This window comes from Streptomyces sp. NPDC047043, assembly GCF_040644055.1.
In the GTDB taxonomy this organism is placed as follows: domain Bacteria; phylum Actinomycetota; class Actinomycetes; order Streptomycetales; family Streptomycetaceae; genus Streptomyces.
This window is the reverse complement of the sequence record NZ_JBEYVO010000003.1, coordinates 265,642-282,295: the sequence shown is the minus strand read 5'-3', so window position 1 is coordinate 282,295 and position 16,654 is coordinate 265,642. Positions and strand designations below refer to the sequence as shown.

The 16,654-nt window shown below is 70.9% G+C and carries 15 protein-coding genes; 5 read left to right on the top strand and 10 right to left on the bottom strand.

What is annotated here, in order from left to right:
• Nucleotides 1-75 precede the first annotated feature (75 nt).
• Nucleotides 76-1,122 (top strand): hypothetical protein, encoded by a 1,047-nt coding sequence (locus tag ABZ880_RS06505; RefSeq protein WP_361257824.1) that lies wholly within the window; start codon nt 76-78, stop codon nt 1,120-1,122.
• Between the two features lie 95 nt (nt 1,123-1,217).
• Here the strand turns inward: ABZ880_RS06505 and ABZ880_RS06500 are convergent, their stop codons facing one another.
• The 3 genes from ABZ880_RS06500 to ABZ880_RS06490 form a co-directional block, all read right to left on the bottom strand.
• A complete protein-coding gene (locus ABZ880_RS06500; protein ID WP_361257821.1) occupies nt 1,218-1,373 on the bottom strand; it encodes a hypothetical protein in 156 nt (51 codons plus the stop codon).
• Between the two features lie 71 nt (nt 1,374-1,444).
• Entirely contained in the window at nt 1,445-2,635 is a 1,191-nt protein-coding gene (locus ABZ880_RS06495) for a glycosyltransferase (RefSeq protein WP_361258191.1), read from the bottom strand.
• 182 nt (nt 2,636-2,817) lie between these two features.
• Entirely contained in the window at nt 2,818-3,954 is a 1,137-nt protein-coding gene (locus ABZ880_RS06490) for a serine hydrolase domain-containing protein (RefSeq protein WP_361257818.1), read from the bottom strand.
• Between the two features lie 263 nt (nt 3,955-4,217).
• Here ABZ880_RS06490 and ABZ880_RS06485 point away from each other — a divergent pair, with 263 nt between their 5' ends.
• Complete coding sequence (locus tag ABZ880_RS06485; RefSeq protein WP_361257815.1) at nt 4,218-5,648, top strand: PLP-dependent aminotransferase family protein; 1,431 nt, start codon at nt 4,218-4,220, stop codon at nt 5,646-5,648.
• Nucleotides 5,649-5,656: 8 nt separating this feature from the next.
• On the opposite strand, the gene ABZ880_RS06480 is transcribed toward ABZ880_RS06485, so the two are convergent.
• The 4 genes from ABZ880_RS06480 to ABZ880_RS06465 all read right to left on the bottom strand — a co-directional run bounded on the left by ABZ880_RS06480 (nt 5,657) and on the right by ABZ880_RS06465 (nt 9,495).
• Entirely contained in the window at nt 5,657-7,411 is a 1,755-nt protein-coding gene (locus ABZ880_RS06480; RefSeq protein ID WP_361257812.1) for a TIGR03767 family metallophosphoesterase, read from the bottom strand.
• 253 nt (nt 7,412-7,664) lie between these two features.
• Nucleotides 7,665-8,135 (bottom strand): NUDIX hydrolase, encoded by a 471-nt coding sequence (locus ABZ880_RS06475; RefSeq protein WP_361257809.1) that lies wholly within the window; start codon nt 8,133-8,135, stop codon nt 7,665-7,667.
• 9 nt (nt 8,136-8,144) lie between these two features.
• Nucleotides 8,145-9,032 carry a pyridoxamine 5'-phosphate oxidase family protein gene (locus ABZ880_RS06470; RefSeq protein ID WP_361258188.1) on the bottom strand — a complete coding sequence of 296 codons (888 nt, stop codon included), beginning with the start codon at nt 9,030-9,032 and terminating at the stop codon, nt 8,145-8,147.
• A 19-nt stretch (nt 9,033-9,051) separates the two neighbouring features.
• Nucleotides 9,052-9,495: a VOC family protein gene (locus tag ABZ880_RS06465; protein ID WP_361257806.1), complete on the bottom strand. Its 444-nt coding sequence runs from the start codon at nt 9,493-9,495 to the stop codon at nt 9,052-9,054.
• Nucleotides 9,496-9,603: 108 nt separating this feature from the next.
• Here ABZ880_RS06465 and ABZ880_RS06460 point away from each other — a divergent pair, with 108 nt between their 5' ends.
• Together ABZ880_RS06460 and ABZ880_RS06455 are read left to right on the top strand one after the other, a co-directional pair.
• Nucleotides 9,604-10,146, top strand: a complete 543-nt coding sequence (locus tag ABZ880_RS06460; protein ID WP_361257803.1) for a CGNR zinc finger domain-containing protein — start codon at nt 9,604-9,606, stop codon at nt 10,144-10,146.
• A 164-nt stretch (nt 10,147-10,310) separates the two neighbouring features.
• A complete protein-coding gene (locus tag ABZ880_RS06455; protein WP_361257800.1) occupies nt 10,311-13,616 on the top strand; it encodes a S8 family serine peptidase in 3,306 nt (1,101 codons plus the stop codon).
• 69 nt (nt 13,617-13,685) lie between these two features.
• Here ABZ880_RS06455 and ABZ880_RS06450 read toward each other — a convergent pair whose 3' ends face one another.
• Complete coding sequence (locus ABZ880_RS06450; protein ID WP_361257797.1) at nt 13,686-14,417, bottom strand: hypothetical protein; 732 nt, start codon at nt 14,415-14,417, stop codon at nt 13,686-13,688.
• A gap of 1 nt (nt 14,418) precedes the next feature.
• Nucleotides 14,419-14,946, bottom strand: a complete 528-nt coding sequence (locus ABZ880_RS06445) for a sigma-70 family RNA polymerase sigma factor (protein ID WP_361257794.1) — start codon at nt 14,944-14,946, stop codon at nt 14,419-14,421.
• Nucleotides 14,947-15,164: 218 nt separating this feature from the next.
• Here ABZ880_RS06445 and ABZ880_RS06440 point away from each other — a divergent pair, with 218 nt between their 5' ends.
• A complete protein-coding gene (locus ABZ880_RS06440; RefSeq protein WP_361257791.1) occupies nt 15,165-16,181 on the top strand; it encodes an aspartate-semialdehyde dehydrogenase in 1,017 nt (338 codons plus the stop codon).
• Here ABZ880_RS06440 and ABZ880_RS06435 read toward each other — a convergent pair.
• Complete coding sequence (locus ABZ880_RS06435; protein ID WP_361257788.1) at nt 16,178-16,648, bottom strand: DUF1203 domain-containing protein; 471 nt, start codon at nt 16,646-16,648, stop codon at nt 16,178-16,180. The two genes, ABZ880_RS06440 and ABZ880_RS06435, sit on opposite strands and share 4 nt — an antisense overlap.
• Nucleotides 16,649-16,654 lie beyond the last annotated feature (6 nt).

Genomic DNA, 16,654 nt, shown 5'->3' with positions numbered 1-16,654 from the left:
TGCCGCCTTGTCCGTATTTGTCGACGAGCGTGTAACAGCGGTTAAAGCGCGGACCGGGCGCGGAAAACCCCCGGCATGAACCACAACACCCCGCTCCCCCCGGCCTCCCCCCGCCCCCTCCGCCACCTCGCGGAGGTGCACCGCCGAGTCGTGACGACGGCTGTGCTGCGCTCGCACGGGGTCTCGTCCGCGGAGATCAGCGAGCAGTGCCGCCCCGGCGGCCCCTGGCAGCAGTTCCTCCCGGGCGTCTTCCTGCTCCACCCGGGCCCGCCGACCAGCGAGGAGCGGCTGCACGCGGTGCTGATGTACGCGTCCCGGGAGTCGGCGCCGGGGGTGCCGTCCCAGCCCCGCGCGGACGAACCGCACCGACCGGTGTACGCGGAGGCCGTGATCACGGGCCTGGCGGCGCTGACCCTGCACGGCTTCACGTCCGCCCCGCCGCTGCTGTCCCTGGACAAGATCGACGTCCTGGTCCCGCGGCTGCGCCGGCTGCGCTCGACGGGCTGCGCCCGGATCGTCCGCACGGCTGCGCTCCCGACTCCCCAGCAGGTGACGGGAGTTCCGATCGCACCGGTCCCGCGCGCCCTGGCCGACGCGGTCTCCGAGCTGTCGGACGCCGGCGCGGTACGCCGTCTGCTGACCGAGGCGGTGCGCAGCGGCCACTGCGAACCGGCTTCGGTCGTAAGGGAGTTGAACAACTCCAAGCTGCTGAGCCGCCCGCACGTGGTGGACGCGGTGGACTCGCTGCTGGCCGAGGGCCGCGCGATCGCCGAGGACCGGCTGTACCGGATGGTCCAGGAGTACGGCCTCCCCGACCCGGTCTGGAACGTCGACCTGCGCCTCCCCGGAGGCCCGCACCTGGGCGGCCTCGACGCGTACTGGCCGGAGCAGGCGGTGGCGGTCGAGCTGGACACCCGCGCCCCCCGCCAGGACGAGGACGCCCTGTGGTCGGAGTACGCCCGCAAGCGCGAACACCTGGAGCGCCTCGGCATCACGGTCGTCTACATCACCCCGAAGAAGCTGCGCGACTCCCTGGAGCAGCAGGCGGCCGTCGTCCGCACGGCACTGATGGCGTCCGGCGACCGGGATCCCGCCGCGTATGTCGTGGTGCTGCCCCGGTAGTGACGGACCGGGGCCGTATCAGGAGGGGAGAGGAGGGGCCGCCGGGCCTGGGACCGGCGGCCCCTCCTCATGTCGTCACCAACAGGACCTACGGCCTACTGGTCGAACTCGGGGATCAGGTCGCCCACCAGCCGGATGCTGCTCAGCACGCTCCCGTGGGGCAGTGCGCCCACCTGCTGGAAGCACATCAGCCGGTCGATGCCCAGGTCGGCGTAGGGGTTCTGGATCTCGCTGAAGATGTCGATTTTCACACCATGAATCTATTCATGGTGGTGTATGTGAGGCATCAACCGTCCAATGGCGGGACGAGTTGGGCACGGGGTCAGAGCGGCTCCGGCAGCGTCCGCCGCGCGGCGGCGGCACCCGCCGCCACCCGGTCCAGCAGGGCGGCGTACGACGCGATCATCCGTGACCGGCTGAAGCGTTCGCGGCTCGCGGCGAGGGCCGGGGCGAAGTCGGCGCGGGAGGCGGTGGCGGTCGTCCATGCGTGGGCGATGGCCGTCGGGGCGGGCGGGGTGACGATGCCGTGACCCGTCACGATCGCCGCGCTGTCGCCGACGTCGGTGGCCACCGGGACCGCGCCGCACATCATGCCCTCGATCAGGCACAGCGGGGCCGCCTCGCCCCAGGAGGAGGTGAGGGCGACCACGTCGGCGGCGGCGTAGACGTGCTCCATGTCGTGCCGTACCCCGAGCGGGTGGAGGCGGTCCGCGAGCCGCCGCCGGGCCGTGCCGAACGCGGCCTCGATGTCCGCGTCCAGCCCCGGGTTGAGGGGCGTCATCCCGGCACCGCACATCAGCACGTGCCCGGCCGGCTCCCGCTCCAGCCACTCCCGCGCGGCCCGCAGGAACAGCGGGACGTTCTTCATCGCGTCGTAGCGGGCCGCGAAGACGACCACCGGGGCGGTGGCGGGGATCCCGAGGGACGTGCGCAGGGCGAGCCGCCGGGCCGGGTCGGGGCGGAAGCGCAGGAGGTCCACGCCGTTCGGGATGACGTGCAGCAGACCGGCCGGGATCCCGGCGGCCTCGTACGCGGCCCGCGTGGACTCCGCGCAGCACACGCACGCGGCGACCGTGCCGTCGGCGATGGCCGCCTTGAGGTCGTCGAGGGCCCGGCCCTGGTTCTCCGGGTCGGAGCGGTGCAGACAGACCACGACCGGGCGGCGCGGGAGGCCCGCCTGGTTGAGCAGGCGCAGCGGCTGCTCCTTGAGGGAGAGGATGACGTCCGCGTCGGCCGTGGCCCGGGCCGTATCGGCCAGCTCCGGTCCGGTGAACGTGGCTGGATCACCGCTTGCGGGGAAGGTCCGGCCCAGGGAAGTGACGCCCACCCCGGCCGCGGTCAGCGACCGGTAGCAGGCGTCGTCCTCCATCCGCTGCCGGGTGGCCTCCCGGTGCACCTCGCCATGGATGCTCAGCACCCGTTGCTGCTGGCCACCCTCCTGCAGCCCCCGCACGACGTCACTGTGAACGATCCGGGCCCCGCCGGAGAAGAAACCCTCGTAGACCGAGAGCACGTGCAGTCCGCGCCCAGCACGCACACGACCACCCGCCTTGCGCAAATCGAGCCATCCCCGTGAACAGCGGGTTAGCCGATATGAGGCGGCATGAATATTGCGTACGGATTAACTCGGTGCTTCGTGTCGGAGTCCGCTCGTTTACACCCGCCTTTTGTTTACACGGTGGTGTGAATCGGAGGTCATTTGGCGCAGAACTCCGCCTCGATCACCGCCTCGCTGTCCCCCGACCAGTCCCCGTTGAAGTTGAAGGCGAGGGAATGCCGGCCGTCCGTCGTGGTCGCCGCGACGGACGAGGAGCCGTGGATGCCGCCGTCGTGGCCCCAGACGTGGACGCCGCAGGAGAGGGTGCGGTCGATCAGGCCCAGGCCGTAGCGGGCGCCCGGGACGACGTCGGCCTTCACCGTGGTCTTCATCTCCTTCAGCTGGTGCGGTGGGAGCAGGCGGCCGCCGATCAGGGCCGCGTAGAAGCGGTCCAGGTCGGCCGAGTCCGAGATCATCTCGCCGGAGCCGTAGGCGAGGGAGGGGTTCAGGGTCGTGACGTCGTACGTCGGGCCCGTCGTCGATTCCGCGAGTTTGGAGTAGGCGCGGCTGCTGGGCCGCGGGACGGTGACCCGGGTGCCGGGGACCGAGGTCGCGGTCAGGTGGAGCGGGGCGATGATTCGGTCGCGGATTTCCGATCCGTACGAATGGCCCGTGACCTTTTCGATCACCATCGCGGCCAGGAGGTAGTTCGTGTTGGAGTAACTCCAGGACGTGCCCGGTGCGAAGTTCGGCTTGTGGGACATCGCGACCGCCAGCAGGTCCTGAGGGGTCTTCCGGTCGTAACGGTGCTTGAAGAAGCCGTCCTTCAGGAAGTACGTGCGGACGAATTCGTCGTCCTCCGTGTAATTGAAGACTCCGCTGGTGTGGTTGAGGAGCTGGCGGACGGTGATGGCGCGGCCGTCGTGGCCGTGGCCGCGAACCTCTCCCGGCAGCCACTTATGCACCGTGTCGTCCAGCGACAGCCTGCCCTCCGCCTCCAGTTGGAGCAGCACCGTGGCCACGAATGTCTTGGTGATGCTGCCGACGCGGTAGCGGTCCTCGGCCGAACGGGGCGCGCCCGTCCGGAGGTTGCGCACGCCGGCCGTCGTGGACCAGGTGCCGTGCGCGTCCTTCGCGGTCGCCGTGACGCCGGGGACGCCGTCCTTGACGGCTGCCTCGATGGCCGCTCTGGTCGTCGCGTGGTCGGCGGCCGGCGCCGCCGCGAGGGCGGGGCCCGCCAGGGCGGCCGTCAATGCCACAGCCGTCGTCGCCACCAGGGTCGTACGTACACGCATGTCCTCCCCCTTCTCACCGGACTCGGTTCGGGGGAGACAGACACGGGCCGCGGAGTGGAGGTTGATGCGCTGCGGGACGGTTGAGCGGGTTCCGGCCGGTCTTCGACCGGCGCGTCCGGCAGCGCCGAGAAGACACCGGCCCTGGCGGACCAGTCCGCGAACACGCCGTGGAACAGCTGGTGGGGTTGGGTCGGCCGGGAGTGCCTCAGGGATGCCATGGTTCGAAGGTAGGGAGAAATGGCTCGCTGATACCGTCCAATGGCATGCGGGAATCACAGACCAATGTGCGGGCGGCACAGACCAACCTGGCCGGTGACCTGCTGCTCCGGCTGGGCCGGGACGGCGAAGGGCCGCTGCACGAGCGGGTCAAGCGGGCGCTGCGTACGGCGATCAGGCAGGGGCGGATCGAGGTCGGTACCGCCCTGCCGCCCAGCCGGCAGCTCGCCGCCGACCTCGGCTGCTCGCGCTGGGCGGTGACCGAGGCGTACGGGCAGCTCGTCGCCGAGGGATACCTGGAGGCGCAGACCGGCTCCGCGACCCGGGTGCGCTGGTCGAACAGCCCGGACGCGGACTCCGTGGACCGCGCGCCGCGCCCGGCTCACGTGGCCCGCTTCGACCTGGCCCCGGGCCTGCCGGACCTGCGGGCGTTTCCGCGCCGCCGGTGGGCCGAGGCGGTGCGCGCGCAGGTGACCACCGTGGCGTTCTCGGAGCTCGGCTACCCGCCGCCCGGCGGCCACCTCCGGCTCCGACGCCTGCTCGCCGCGTACCTGAGCCGCTCCCGCGGGGTGTCCGCCTCCCCCGAGGACGTGACGGTGTGTACGAGCGTGACCGACGGCGTACGGCGCCTCTGCCATGTGCTGCGCGCCCGTGGCATCACCGCGGTCGGCTGCGAGGAGCCGGGCTGGACGCGGCTGCGCGACGTGATCCGCGCGGCGGGCCTGGAGCCGGTGCCGGTGCGCGTGGACGCCGGCGGTCTGCGCACCGACGACCTCGCCGGACACCCGGGCCTCCGGGCGGTGCTGACGACGCCGGCGCACCAGTTCCCGCTGGGCACGGTGCTCGCCCCCGAGCGCCGGGCCGCGCTGCTGCGCTGGGCCCACGAGGTCGACGGCGTCGTACTCGAAGACGACTACGACGCCGAGTTCCGCTACGACCGGCGTCCGGTCGCGGCCCTGCAGGGCATGGACCCGTCCCGGGTCGTCCTGTTCAAGTCGCTCAGCAAGATCCTCTCCCCCGCACTCGGCATCGGCTGGCTCGTGGCCCCGCCGCGCTGGACCCGCGAGCTGCACCTGGCCGACCAGACGGCGGCCCAGCCCCCGACCCTCGACCAGCTGGCCTTCGCCCAGCTACTGGAATCGGGGGCGTACGACCGCCATCTGCGGGCCTGTCGCAAGCGGTACCGCGACCGGCGCGACGCGCTGGTGCGGGCGCTCGCCGAGCAGTTGCCCGACGCCCCGGTCTCCGGCGTCGCGGCCGGGCTTCACCTCATCCTGCGGATGCCTTCCGAGGTGGACACGGCGGCCGTGGTCAGGGCTGCCGCCGCGCGGTCGCTGCAGGTGGCCGACCTCGCGGCCTATCACGCCACCGAGGACCACGCCGATCACGGCCTGGTCCTCGGGTACGGCAATCTCGCGGACGGCACGGTGGACGAGGCGGTGCGCCGGCTGCGCGAGGCGCTCGACGCGAACCGCTAGTCCGGCTGTCAGCCCTTCTTCAGGACGAGTTCCGTGTTGCGGTCGTTGGCGTCGCCGCCGAGGGTGAGGTTGGCGCCGGGGGCGTTGTAGGACAGCTCTCGGTAGAGGGCTGCCAGGCCCGTCTGGGTGAGGTCGGAGAAGTCCGTGCGGTGCGGGGCGGCGGACTCCACGAGGGTGGTGAACAGGGAGATCGTGCCGTCCTTGTTGTCCACCAGCTCGATGACGCGGGCGAGTTGGGGGTGGTCCACGTGCGACGCGGTGGAGATCTCCCAGAAGGAGCGGCCGTCGGGGGCCGAGTGCGGGGTGATCTCGTTGCGGTGGATGTGGCCGTTCACCCAGGCGAGCACGTTGGCGTGGCTGGCGAGGAGGGCGATGACCTCCTCGCCGTTGTGCCGACGCTCGCTCGGGCGGGCCGGGTCGACGTGGTTCGTGTTGGTCATCGTCTTGCTGGTGTGGTGGCTGAAGACGACGACGTGCGAGTCCTTGTTGTCCCGCAGCTGCTTGTCCAGCCACTTCAACTGGGCGCTGCCGATGGAGCCTTCGTAGTGGCCGCCCGGGTCGGTGGTGTCCAGGCTGATCCCGATGACGTCGTCGGCGATGCGGAAGGTGTAGTACTGCGTGCCCGCCGCGAGGTTGGCCGTGGAGTAGCCGTGCCCGACCGGGCCCAGACCGCGGTACGCCGGGTCGAGGTGGGCCTTGAGGTAGTCGGTCGGGGTGTACGGGGCGCGCTTCTCGTCGGGCGTGACCGACCGCATGTCGCGGGTGTGCGCCTTGAGCAGGTCCCGGAAGGCGGTGCCCTTCGGGTCGTTGCCGGCCTTGATGTGGTCCTGCAGTTTCTTCGCCTCGGAGGCGGACAGGGACATCAGCTTCTTGCCGCCGACCGCGTACTCGGCGAGCCAGGAGTCGCCGTGGCCGTAGCAGCCCAGCGGCATGGCGTCGTGGTTGCCGACGGTGGAGTACCAGGGCAGGTTCAGGCCGGGGCTCTGGACCTCGCGGATCGCGGCGGTCAGGAAGCCGTTGAGGTGCGGGAAGCCGACCTGCTTGTCCGCGTCGCGCAGGACGGAGTCGGGCTGCCAGTACGTCTTGATGCCGCTGTTCTGGACGCCCTCGTAGTGGCGCAGGTCACCGGAGTTGGGGCTGATCCGGCCGCCGCTCATGATGGTGAGGAACCACTCGAGCTCGGACTTGGCGTTGTTGTCCGTGTTGTCGCCGGTGGTCATCGCGAAGTGCAGCGGGGACCCGGTGACGGGGGCGCCGCGCAGGGCGTTGATGCGCTCGACCAGCGAGACGGCGCCCTGCACGGTCAGCGCCTCGTGCGGGCGCCAGGCGTGCTTGTCCGTGGAGCGCAGGTACTCCAGGCGCAGCGGGTGCTGGGAGTCGATCAGGTGCAGGTCGGTGAGCTGCACGAAGGAGGCGAGCGCGGTACGGCGGCCGGCGCGGCCCGACTTGGGCGCGGCCAGCTCACTGCGCACGACGCGGGTCCAGCCGGGGCCGTCGCCCAGGCGGCGGTAGCCGGCGGAGGTGCGCGGGGCGGCGACGGAGGCGAGGGTGGTGCCCTTGGTGTACGGGGCGAGGGGCGCGGCCGGCGCCTTGCGGGACTGCGCCACGACCCGGGTGGTGCCCGTGGTGGTGGCGGCCTGGCTGTCGGTGGGCCGCAGGGCGTAGCCGAGGCCCGCGGAGACGGTCGCCGCGCCGGTGGCGGCGAGGACGGTACGGCGGTTGACCGCCGGGATGGTGGCGGCGACAGAGCGTATGCGCGACATGGCGCGATCTCCCCGAGTGCGAACGCGTCGGCAGTGGTCGCGGGCGCTCGCTTTCGCGAACATCCCGCTCGTACTGGATGCTTGGCACCGGGAATGACCTGCTGGTGAACGAGACGGCAACGCGCAACGCCGATCACCGTACGTGGATCTTCAGCAACCTTACGCGTTCACGACAGCTCGTCGGACGGCCGGGAGTCGGTCACTCAGTGTTCATCTTTCGGGGTACTCCACCTATTCACCGGGCTCTGTGCGGCTATTCCGCGGGGTTCTGCGGGATCGTCGCCACCCGCCCCGTGACCGGCCGCTCCCGCCACAGCGCCAGCCCCACGTCGACCAGGCCGACGCGGTTCAGCCCGGGAACAGCCTCCAGTGGGTGCCAGGCCGCCATGTCCGTGGAGCCGCCGATCTCGGGGCGGAGTTCGCCGCCGGTGATGCGGGCCTCGTAGACCAGGCGCAGGCCCTGGTGGTCGACGGTGCGGCCGAAGCGGCGGGGGAAGCGGAGGCGGTTGCTGTGCACGCCGAGCAGGCCCGTCACCTCGATGTCGTAGCCGCTCTCCTCGTGCACCTCCCGCCGGACGGTGTCGTAGGGGTCCTCGCCGTGTTCCATGCCGCCGCCGGGCAGGGTCCACTCGGGCTCGCCGTCGTCGTCGATCCAGCGGGCCAGCAGGAGTTGGTCCTCACGGACGCACATGGCGTAGGCCGCCACCCTCAACTTCTTGCGCACGTACAGACGTTAGTCCGCGACGGACGGATTGGCAGGCGAGTATTCGGGCGCCGACCAGTGCAGCGGCAGCGCCGACGGAGTCTCGACCGCCTCGGTGACCGTCAGGCGCACCCGGCGTTCACCGTCCGCCGCGAACTCCGTCCGTGCCTCGCCCGTCAGTTGCAGCGTCGTGCCCGTCGTCCAGTCCAGGAACAGCAGGCCCGCCCGCGGGTCGGACCGCAGGTTGCCGAGGGTGAGGAACATCGAGTTGCCGGGATAGTCCCGCCAGCTGAGTTCGTGCGGTGAATCGACCTGTACGAAGCCGGGGTTGCCGCCTCTGTGACTGACTTCGACTCCGGTCTCGTGGACCGTGGCGAGGAAGAACGTGTCGGCGGCGGCCACGAAGTCGCTCTGCCGAGCGGTCAGTTCACTGCCGCGCCGGGGCGGTCCCGGCTCGCGGCCCGCCACCACCTCGTACGACTCCCTCTTCTGGATGTACTTGGGGCAGTTGGAGAACACCCGCTCCGCCGTCACCGCGAACCCCCGCCCTGTCGGCCGGAGTCGGCCGTTGAGGCGCATACGGCGGCGGGTGCGCGGGTCCAGGGCGATGGTGCCGACAGGCGTGCCCTCCGTCGCGAGCGCCGGTGCCAGCGGGTCGGCCGGGGGTACCCCGCCGGTCACCGACATCCGGTGCGAGCCCGTCGCCCGTACGAAACCGGGCGTGCCGGTCAGCGGCGACGTCCAGACTCGGCCCGTCGACGGGTCGGCCGCGCCCAGCACCAGCAGCGGCTGCAGCTCCAGGAAGGCCGCCGCCACCGGTTTGATCCCCTCCCCGATCGCCCGGCCCACATGATCGGCCAGCTCCCGGACGCCCACCAGGTCCTGCAGGGCCCGCGAGCCCGAGTGATAGACCCCCACCACCAGTGACACCCCCTGTCTAGAAGAAACCGCAGGTCGGAGCGGACTCGTGAGGCACCGGCGCCCCCTCCGCCCCGCTCGGCACCGAGATCTCCAGCCGGGTCCCGTCGGGGTCGTGGAAGAAGATGCCGCCCGAGGCCGCGCCCTCCCGGTGGGCCACCACACCCTCGTACGCGAAGTCGGCGCCGTATGCGCGCAGGGCCGCCTCGTACTCCCTCACCCGCTCGATCGACTCCGCCTCCAGCGCGAGGTGGTGCAGGCCGGCGCGCTCCCCCTCGTACGGCTGCCCCGCCTGCTGCCAGAGCGTGAGGACGAGGCGCTCGCCGTCGCCCAGGAACGCGTACCGCCTGCCCTCCTCCTTGCCCTCGCCCACCAGGACGAAGCCGAGGACGTCCCGGTAGAAGGCGAGCGAACGGTCGAGGTCGGTGACGTTCAGGCCGATGTGGCCGGTGCGCAGGGTCATGGGTCTCCCTCAGTCGAATATAACCTCTGTAATTGATGTTAATGGTTAGGTCGAGAGAGTGTCAACCGGTCACGTACCCTTTGATGGTTAGCCTGGAAGGAGCCCCTCATGCCCGGCACCCACGACCCGCGCCCCCTCACCGGCGAGCCGCTCGCGCTCGATCTGCTGAACACGCGGTGGAACCAGGAAGGGGTCGTGCAGGATCTGCTCGCCGACGTCGAGGGGCTGGGCGTGTGGCTCGAGTCCACCGGACTGAGCGGCGGCCACCACCCCGACTCCCGGATGCTGCGCCACACCCTCCAGGCCCGCGACGCCCTCCGGAAAGCCGTGGACGGGGCACTGGAGGAAGGCGCGAAGGCGATCGACGCCGTGCTGGAGCACGGCCGGATCCGGGCCACGCTCACCGCCGCCGGACCCGGCGAGCTTCACGAGTTCAGCAATCCCGCATGGGGGCCGGCCTGGCTCGCGGCCCGCAACTATCTGGAGCTCCTCACCACCGCCCCGGACCGCATCCGCGGCTGCGCCGGCCACTCGTGCATCCTGCACTTCTTCGACACGTCGAGGAACGGCACGCGCCGCTGGTGCTCGATGGCCGCGTGCGGGAACCGGGCCAAGGCGTCCCGGCATTACGCACGCTCGAAGGAATCCTGAACCGCCATACCATTTGGCACCATTGGGGACTCATGCCCGTAAAGGGCATCGGGGGTTTTCCCCATACGTCCATATCGTTTCGGTCAACACTTCCCAAACAACTGTCCCTTGGGGAAAGCTGTGCGCTCGTCCGGCACTGGACTCTTTACCTACAAGGGATGCCGATGACCCTCACCCCCCAGCGCGACCCGATATCGGGCGGCGCGAGACGTGTGGCCCGGATAGCCGTGGCCGCCGGTCTCGTCGCCGCCCTCTCTGCGGCGGGGCCGATACCCATGGCCTTCTCCGCCGATGGTCCGTCCAGCACCGCACCCTCGGACGGCACCGTCAAGTCCGCGCACGACAAGCTCGGTTCCGACGACGCGGACCTGCTCGCCGAGGCCAAGGCCGACGGCGACAAGAACGTCACGATGATGATCGCCACCGCGCCGGGGCAGACCGAGCAGGTCGCCAAGGAGCTGGACGCGGTCAAGGGCGGCTCGGTGGGCCGCACTTACGACAAGCTCGGTTACGTCCGCGCCACCGTCCCGACCGGCAAGGCCGACTCGGCCATCGCCGCCGCCGCGAAGCTCTCCTCCGTGCACGGCATCGACCTGCGGGAAGAGATACCGCTGGACGACCCGAGCGCGAGCAGCTCCGCCAAGTCCTCGTCGGCGACGGCCACTTACCCGGCCCCCGACAAGAACACCCCCGCCGAGAACCCGTACAACCCGTCCTTCGAGACGGGCGCCGTCGACTTCGTGAAGGACCACCCGAAGGCGGACGGCCGCGGCATCACCATCGGCATCCTCGACTCCGGCGTGGACCTCGGTCACCCGGCCCTGCAGAAGACCACCACGGGTGAGCGGAAGATCGTCGACTGGGTGACGGCGACCGACCCGATCCTCGACGGCGACGCCACCTGGCGTCCGATGGTGACGTCCGTGTCCGGGCCCACCTTCACCTTCGGCGGCAGGACCTGGACGGCGCCCGCCGGGTCGTACCAGGTCAGCACGTTCAAGGAGTCCGCCACCACGGGTGGCGACGCCAAGGGCGACGCGAACCGCGACGGCGACACGACCGACAGCTGGGGCGTCCTCTACGACGCCGCGGCCGGCACCGTCCGTGTCGACCTGAACAACAACTTCGACTTCAGTGACGACGAGCCGATGAAGCCGTACAAGGACGGCTACCAGATCGGCTACTTCGGCACCGACAACCCGGCCACGGATGTCGTGGAGCGCCAGCCGTTCGTCGTGCAGATCCGCAAGGACGTGCCGATGGACCCCTTCGGCGGCGACTGGGTCGGCAAGAAGGCCGACTTCGTCAACATCGGTGTCATCGAGTCCGAGCACGGCACGCACGTCGCCGGCATCACCTCCGCCAACGGTCTGTTCGGCGGGAAGATGAACGGCGCGGCCCCGGGCGCGAAGATCGTCTCGTCCCGTGCCTGCACCTGGACCGGCGGCTGCACCAACGTCGCGCTCACCGAGGGCATGATCGACCTCGTCGTCAACCGCGGCGTCGACATCGTCAACATGTCCATCGGCGGCCTCCCGGCCCTCAACGACGGCAACAACGCCCGTGCGGAGCTGTACACGCGGCTCATCGACACCTACGGCGTGCAGCTCGTGATCTCGGCGGGCAACTCCGGTCCCGGCGCCAACACCATCGGCGACCCGGGTCTGGCCGACAAGGTGATCTCGGTCGGCGCCACCATCTCCAGGAAGACGTGGGCCGCCAACTACGGCTCGGTCGTGGAGAAGAAGTACGCCATGATGCCGTTCTCCTCGCGCGGTCCGCGTGAGGACGGCGGCTTCACGCCGACCCTGTCCGCGCCGGGTGCCTCGATCAACACCACCCAGACCTGGCTGCCGGGCGCCCCGGTCGCCGAGGCGGGCTACTCGCTGCCGGCCGGCTACTCGATGCTGCAGGGCACCTCGATGGCGTCCCCGCAGGCGACCGGTGCCTCCGCACTGCTGCTGTCGGCCGCCAAGCAGAAGGGCATCGAGCTCAAGCCCGCCGCCCTGCGCACGGCTCTCACCTCAACCGCCTCTCACATCAAGGGTGTTCAGGCGTACGAGGAGGGTGCGGGTCTCATCGACATCGTCGACGCCTGGGACTCGATCCGCGACGGTGCGAGCGCCCACGACTACACCGTGAAGGCGCCGGTCGACACCGCGCTGGACCAGGCTCTGAAGACGCCGGGCTTCGGCACCGGTCTCTACGACCGCGAGGGCGGCCTGAAGGCCGGGCAGAAGAAGACGTACGACGTCACGATCACCCGGACCTCCGGCACGGACAAGGCGGTTCGCCACGAGCTGCAGTTCGAGAACAACGCCGGTGACACCTTCCGGATCGTCGGCTCGGACGAGGTGAAGCTGCCGCTGAACCAGCCGGTGACGGTGAAGGTCCAGGCGAAGCCGAGGTCCGCCGGTCTCAAGAGCGCGATCCTCGAGGTCGACGACCCGAGGACGGAGGGGATCGACAAGCAGATCCTCACCACCGTCGTGGTCTCGGCGCCGGTGAAGTACACCTACTCCGCGTCGAACACCGTGCAGCGCAACAGCACGCAGTCGTACTTCGTGACCGTGCCCCAGGGCGCCAAGTCCCTCGAGGTCGCGATCGGCGGGCTGAAGGACAAGAGCCAGACCCGCTTCATCGCCATCCACCCGTACGGCGTCCCGGTCGACAACACCTCGACCCCGTACTGCTACAACAACTACCTCGACGGCAACGGCTGCAAGCCCGACGTGCGTTCGTACGCGGACCCGCAGGCCGGCGTCTGGGAGATCGAGGTCGAGTCGCGCCGCACCTCGCCGCTGCTCGACAACCCGTACAAGCTGGACGTCGCCGTCTACGGCGCGGCCTTCGACCCGGAGACCGTGACCGTCCCCGAGGCCAAGGTCGGCACGCCGGCCGCCGTCTCCTGGAAGGTGACGAACAAGCTCGCCGCGCTCGACGGCAAGCTGGTCGGCGGCCCGCTCGGCTCGTCCAAGACGGCCCGCCCGACCATCAAGGAGGGCGAGACCCAGACCACCACGGTCGAGGTGCCCGCGGGCGCCAAGTCGCTGGACGTCGCGATCGGCAACGTCTCCGACGCCACCGCCGACCTCGACCTGACGGTGTACGACGCGTCCGGCGCGGTCGTCGGCCAGTCCGCCGACGGCGACTCGGAGGAGGCGGTCTCGGTCGCCTCGCCCGCCGCCGGCACGTACACCATCGAGGTCGCGGGCTACGCGGTCCCGTCCGGCTCGACGGCCTACGACTACCAGGACGTCTTCTTCGCCTCGTCCCTGGGCACGGTCACCGTCGACGGCTCGACGCCGGTCAAGCTCGGCACGGGCGACTCGGCGTCCGTCTCCGCGAGCGTCACCGCCGCGGCGGCCGCCCCGGAGGGCCGCGAGTTCTTCGGCCAGGTCCAGCTGGTGAACACGAAGGGCACGGTCGCCGGCACCGGCAGCGTGAAGATCGAGAAGGTCACGCCGTAGTCGGTGGTACGACGGTGAGGGCGGGCGTCCGTACGGGCGCCCGCCCTTTCTCCTGTCCCGGTCCGCACCTCAGCAGGCCACGTCGGCCGACTTCTGCAGCGCCTGGTCGAGTCCGGCACGTTCGCGGGCGATCGACTTCTCGCCGACGAGCACGTAGTCCGCGGTGGCCGCGTGCTGCGGGATGGACACCAGGATGTGGTCGCCCTTGTGAAGGTCCTTCCGGACGGCCTCCTCGTCGACCACGAAGGTGAGCTCCTTCTTCCCCTTCTCCGGCTTGTACGAGCGGGTCACGTCCAGGGTGATCCGCTCCTGATCGGCGGTTCCGGGCACCCGCTCCACCTGCGCGATGCGGCCCTCGGCGACCAGCCGGGCGCAGGCGAGGTAGCCGGGGCTGTCGAAGGCGGAGCCGGCGCCGGCCGACTCGGCCGTCTTGGCGCCCGAGTCGTCGCTGCTGCCCCCGCTCGACAGGGAGTCGACGCCGCCGCCGGCCTGCGCCAGCAGCCAGCCCATCCCCGACAGCACGCCCGCGGCGGCGGTCACGGCGAGGCCCGCCAGGGCGAACCTGCGCACCCGGGGCCGGGTGGGCCGTGGCGCTCGTACCGGAGTCGCTTCTTCCTGCGTCCCCGTGTCCCGGGCCAGCGTCTCCCCGATGATCCCGAGCTGTTCCCGCAGCAGCGCCACGTCCGCCTCGGCCTTGCGGTGCTCGGCCATGAAGGCGGTGTCGGCGCGGGCCTCGTCGGACAGTTCCTCGCCGGTGATCGCGGCCATGAGCGCATCCGCACCGCTGTGTTCCGCGGTCATGTCACACCACCTCGTCCTCGTGCAGGCGGGCGCGCAGTGCCCGTACCGCCGTGTGCAGCCGGCTCTTGACCGTGCCCTCGGGGACGCCCAGCTCCTGGGCGATCGAGCGGACCGGCAGGTCGGCGTAGAAACGCAGGACGAGGACCTGGCGCTGGGAGTCCGGCAGCTCGTCGAGCCCCTGGGCGACGGCGAGCGAGAGCACGCTGGTGTCCTCGCCGGAGGGCTGCTCGTGCTGGCGCAGCGAGGCCAGCCGCTCCCCCAGCCGGTCCTGGCGCTTCTTGGCCCGGTGCCAGTCCATGGCCAGGTTGGAGGCGACGACGGCCGCCCACGCGGACACGTCGCGCGGCGCCTCGTACCCCTTCGCCGCCCGCTCCAGCAGCCGCAGGCGGACCTGCTGCACCCCGTCCGGCAGGTCCGCCTGCGGCACCCCGCCCAGCGCGAGCACCGCCCGCACCCGGCGTTCCTGAGCCGCGTCCAGAGGATCGCCGTGATCGTCCTCCTGGGCCCGGCGGGCCTTTCTGCGCAGCACAAGCCACCCCCCTCACCGCGTTTCCTCTACGACGCGGCAGCGCACGGAAACGTTCGCCGGATCCCCGGGAAATTCGTTCAGAGGCGTACGTCACACCGTCCGGCAGTCCACTCCTCGGGCATGGAGCGCAAAGAATTGGACAGGCGGACCCGGGTCGGCCGCATGATGGAAAAGCCGCAGACATGCACGTACACGTGGAACACGCAGAGGGAGTCGCCGTGAAGGTCGGAATCGTCGGAGCCACCGGGCAGGTCGGCACGGTCATGCGCAGGATCCTCAAGGAGCGCGACTTCCCGGTCACCGAGCTGCGCCTGTTCGCCTCCGCACGCTCCGCGGGCTCGGTCCTGGACGGCGTGACCGTGGAGGACGCGGCGACCGCCGACTACTCCGGCCTGGACATCGTGCTGTTCTCGGCGGGCGGCGCGACCTCGAAGGCGCTGGCCGAGAAGGTCGCCTCGCAGGGCCCCGTCGTGATCGACAACTCCTCAGCCTGGCGCAAGGACCCCGAGGTCCCCCTGGTCGTCTCCGAGGTGAACCCGCACGCGATCGCGAACCGCCCCAAGGGCATCATCGCCAACCCGAACTGCACGACGATGGCCGCGATGCCGGTCCTGAAGGTGCTGCACGCGGAGGCGGGCCTGGAGACGCTGGTCGTCGCCACCTACCAGGCGGTCTCCGGCTCCGGTCTCGCGGGCGTCGCGGAGCTGCACGGCCAGGCGCAGAAGGTGATCGCCGACGCGGACAAGCTGACGCACGACGGCGAGGCGGTGGACTTCCCGGAGCCCGGCGTCTACAAGCGCCCCATCGCCTTCAACGTGCTGCCCTTCGCGGGCAACCTCGTCGACGACGGCCTGAACGAGACCGACGAGGAGCAGAAGCTCCGCAACGAGTCCCGCAAGATCCTGGAGATCCCCGAGCTCAAGGTCTCCGGCACCTGCGTCCGCGTCCCTGTCTTCTCCGGCCACTCCCTCCAGGTCAACGCCCGCTTCGCCCGCCCGATCTCCCCGGAGCGCGCGACGGAGCTCCTCGCCGAGGCCCCGGGAGTCGAGCTCTCCGACATCCCGACCCCCCTCCAGGCCGCCGGCAAGGACCCCTCCTACGTCGGCCGCATCCGCCGCGACGAGACGGTGGACAACGGCCTGGCCCTGTTCATCTCCAACGACAACCTCCGCAAGGGCGCCGCACTGAACGCGGTGCAGATCGCGGAGCTGGTGGCCGAGGAGCTGAAGGGCTAACCCCTCCTGACCTCGTAGAGGAAACAGCCGTACTCGACGGCCCGGACGTGGACGAGCGCCACGGACGGGTCGTCGAATGCGTTGCGGAAGGCCGCGTCGTCGGGCGCGTCGACCAGCTCGCCGCCGAGGATGCGGCCGTCGGCGGAGTAGCGGCGGACCGTGCGGTGCGCCTTGTCGAAGGGGTAGCCGTCGCCGTCCGGCCCCGGGCACTCCTCGGCGTGGATGAAGACGGGCCCCTGCTCGTCGTAGGCCCCCGGCTCGGCACCCGTCTCGGCGGCCCAGCGGCGCAGGGGTGCGTACGAGACAAGGGCGATCCGCTCACCGGGCTCAGTGCGGCGCAGACAGCAGCGGAGGGGCGCACCGCCCTCGTCGTCGGTGAGGGCGGTCATGGGGCGGCCCGCGTCGTCGGCGGTGCGGAGCTCCTTGAGGACGGACGGGGCGATGGGTCGTGCGGTGTACGTCGTCATGCGTCC

Excerpts from the sequence above, each read along its gene's own strand:
- ABZ880_RS06505 (WP_361257824.1), top strand. The coding sequence starts at position 76 with ATGAACCACAACACCCCGCTCCCCCCGGCCTCCCCCCGCCCCCTCCGC.
- ABZ880_RS06490 (WP_361257818.1), bottom strand. The coding sequence starts at position 3,954 with ATGCGTGTACGTACGACCCTGGTGGCGACGACGGCTGTGGCATTGACG.
- ABZ880_RS06485 (WP_361257815.1), top strand. The coding sequence starts at position 4,218 with ATGCGGGAATCACAGACCAATGTGCGGGCGGCACAGACCAACCTGGCC.
- ABZ880_RS06480 (WP_361257812.1), bottom strand. The coding sequence starts at position 7,411 with ATGTCGCGCATACGCTCTGTCGCCGCCACCATCCCGGCGGTCAACCGC.
- ABZ880_RS06465 (WP_361257806.1), bottom strand. The coding sequence starts at position 9,495 with ATGACCCTGCGCACCGGCCACATCGGCCTGAACGTCACCGACCTCGAC.
- ABZ880_RS06460 (WP_361257803.1), top strand. The coding sequence starts at position 9,604 with ATGCCCGGCACCCACGACCCGCGCCCCCTCACCGGCGAGCCGCTCGCG.
- ABZ880_RS06455 (WP_361257800.1), top strand. The coding sequence starts at position 10,311 with ATGACCCTCACCCCCCAGCGCGACCCGATATCGGGCGGCGCGAGACGT.
- ABZ880_RS06450 (WP_361257797.1), bottom strand. The coding sequence starts at position 14,417 with ATGACCGCGGAACACAGCGGTGCGGATGCGCTCATGGCCGCGATCACC.
- ABZ880_RS06435 (WP_361257788.1), bottom strand. The coding sequence starts at position 16,648 with ATGACGACGTACACCGCACGACCCATCGCCCCGTCCGTCCTCAAGGAG.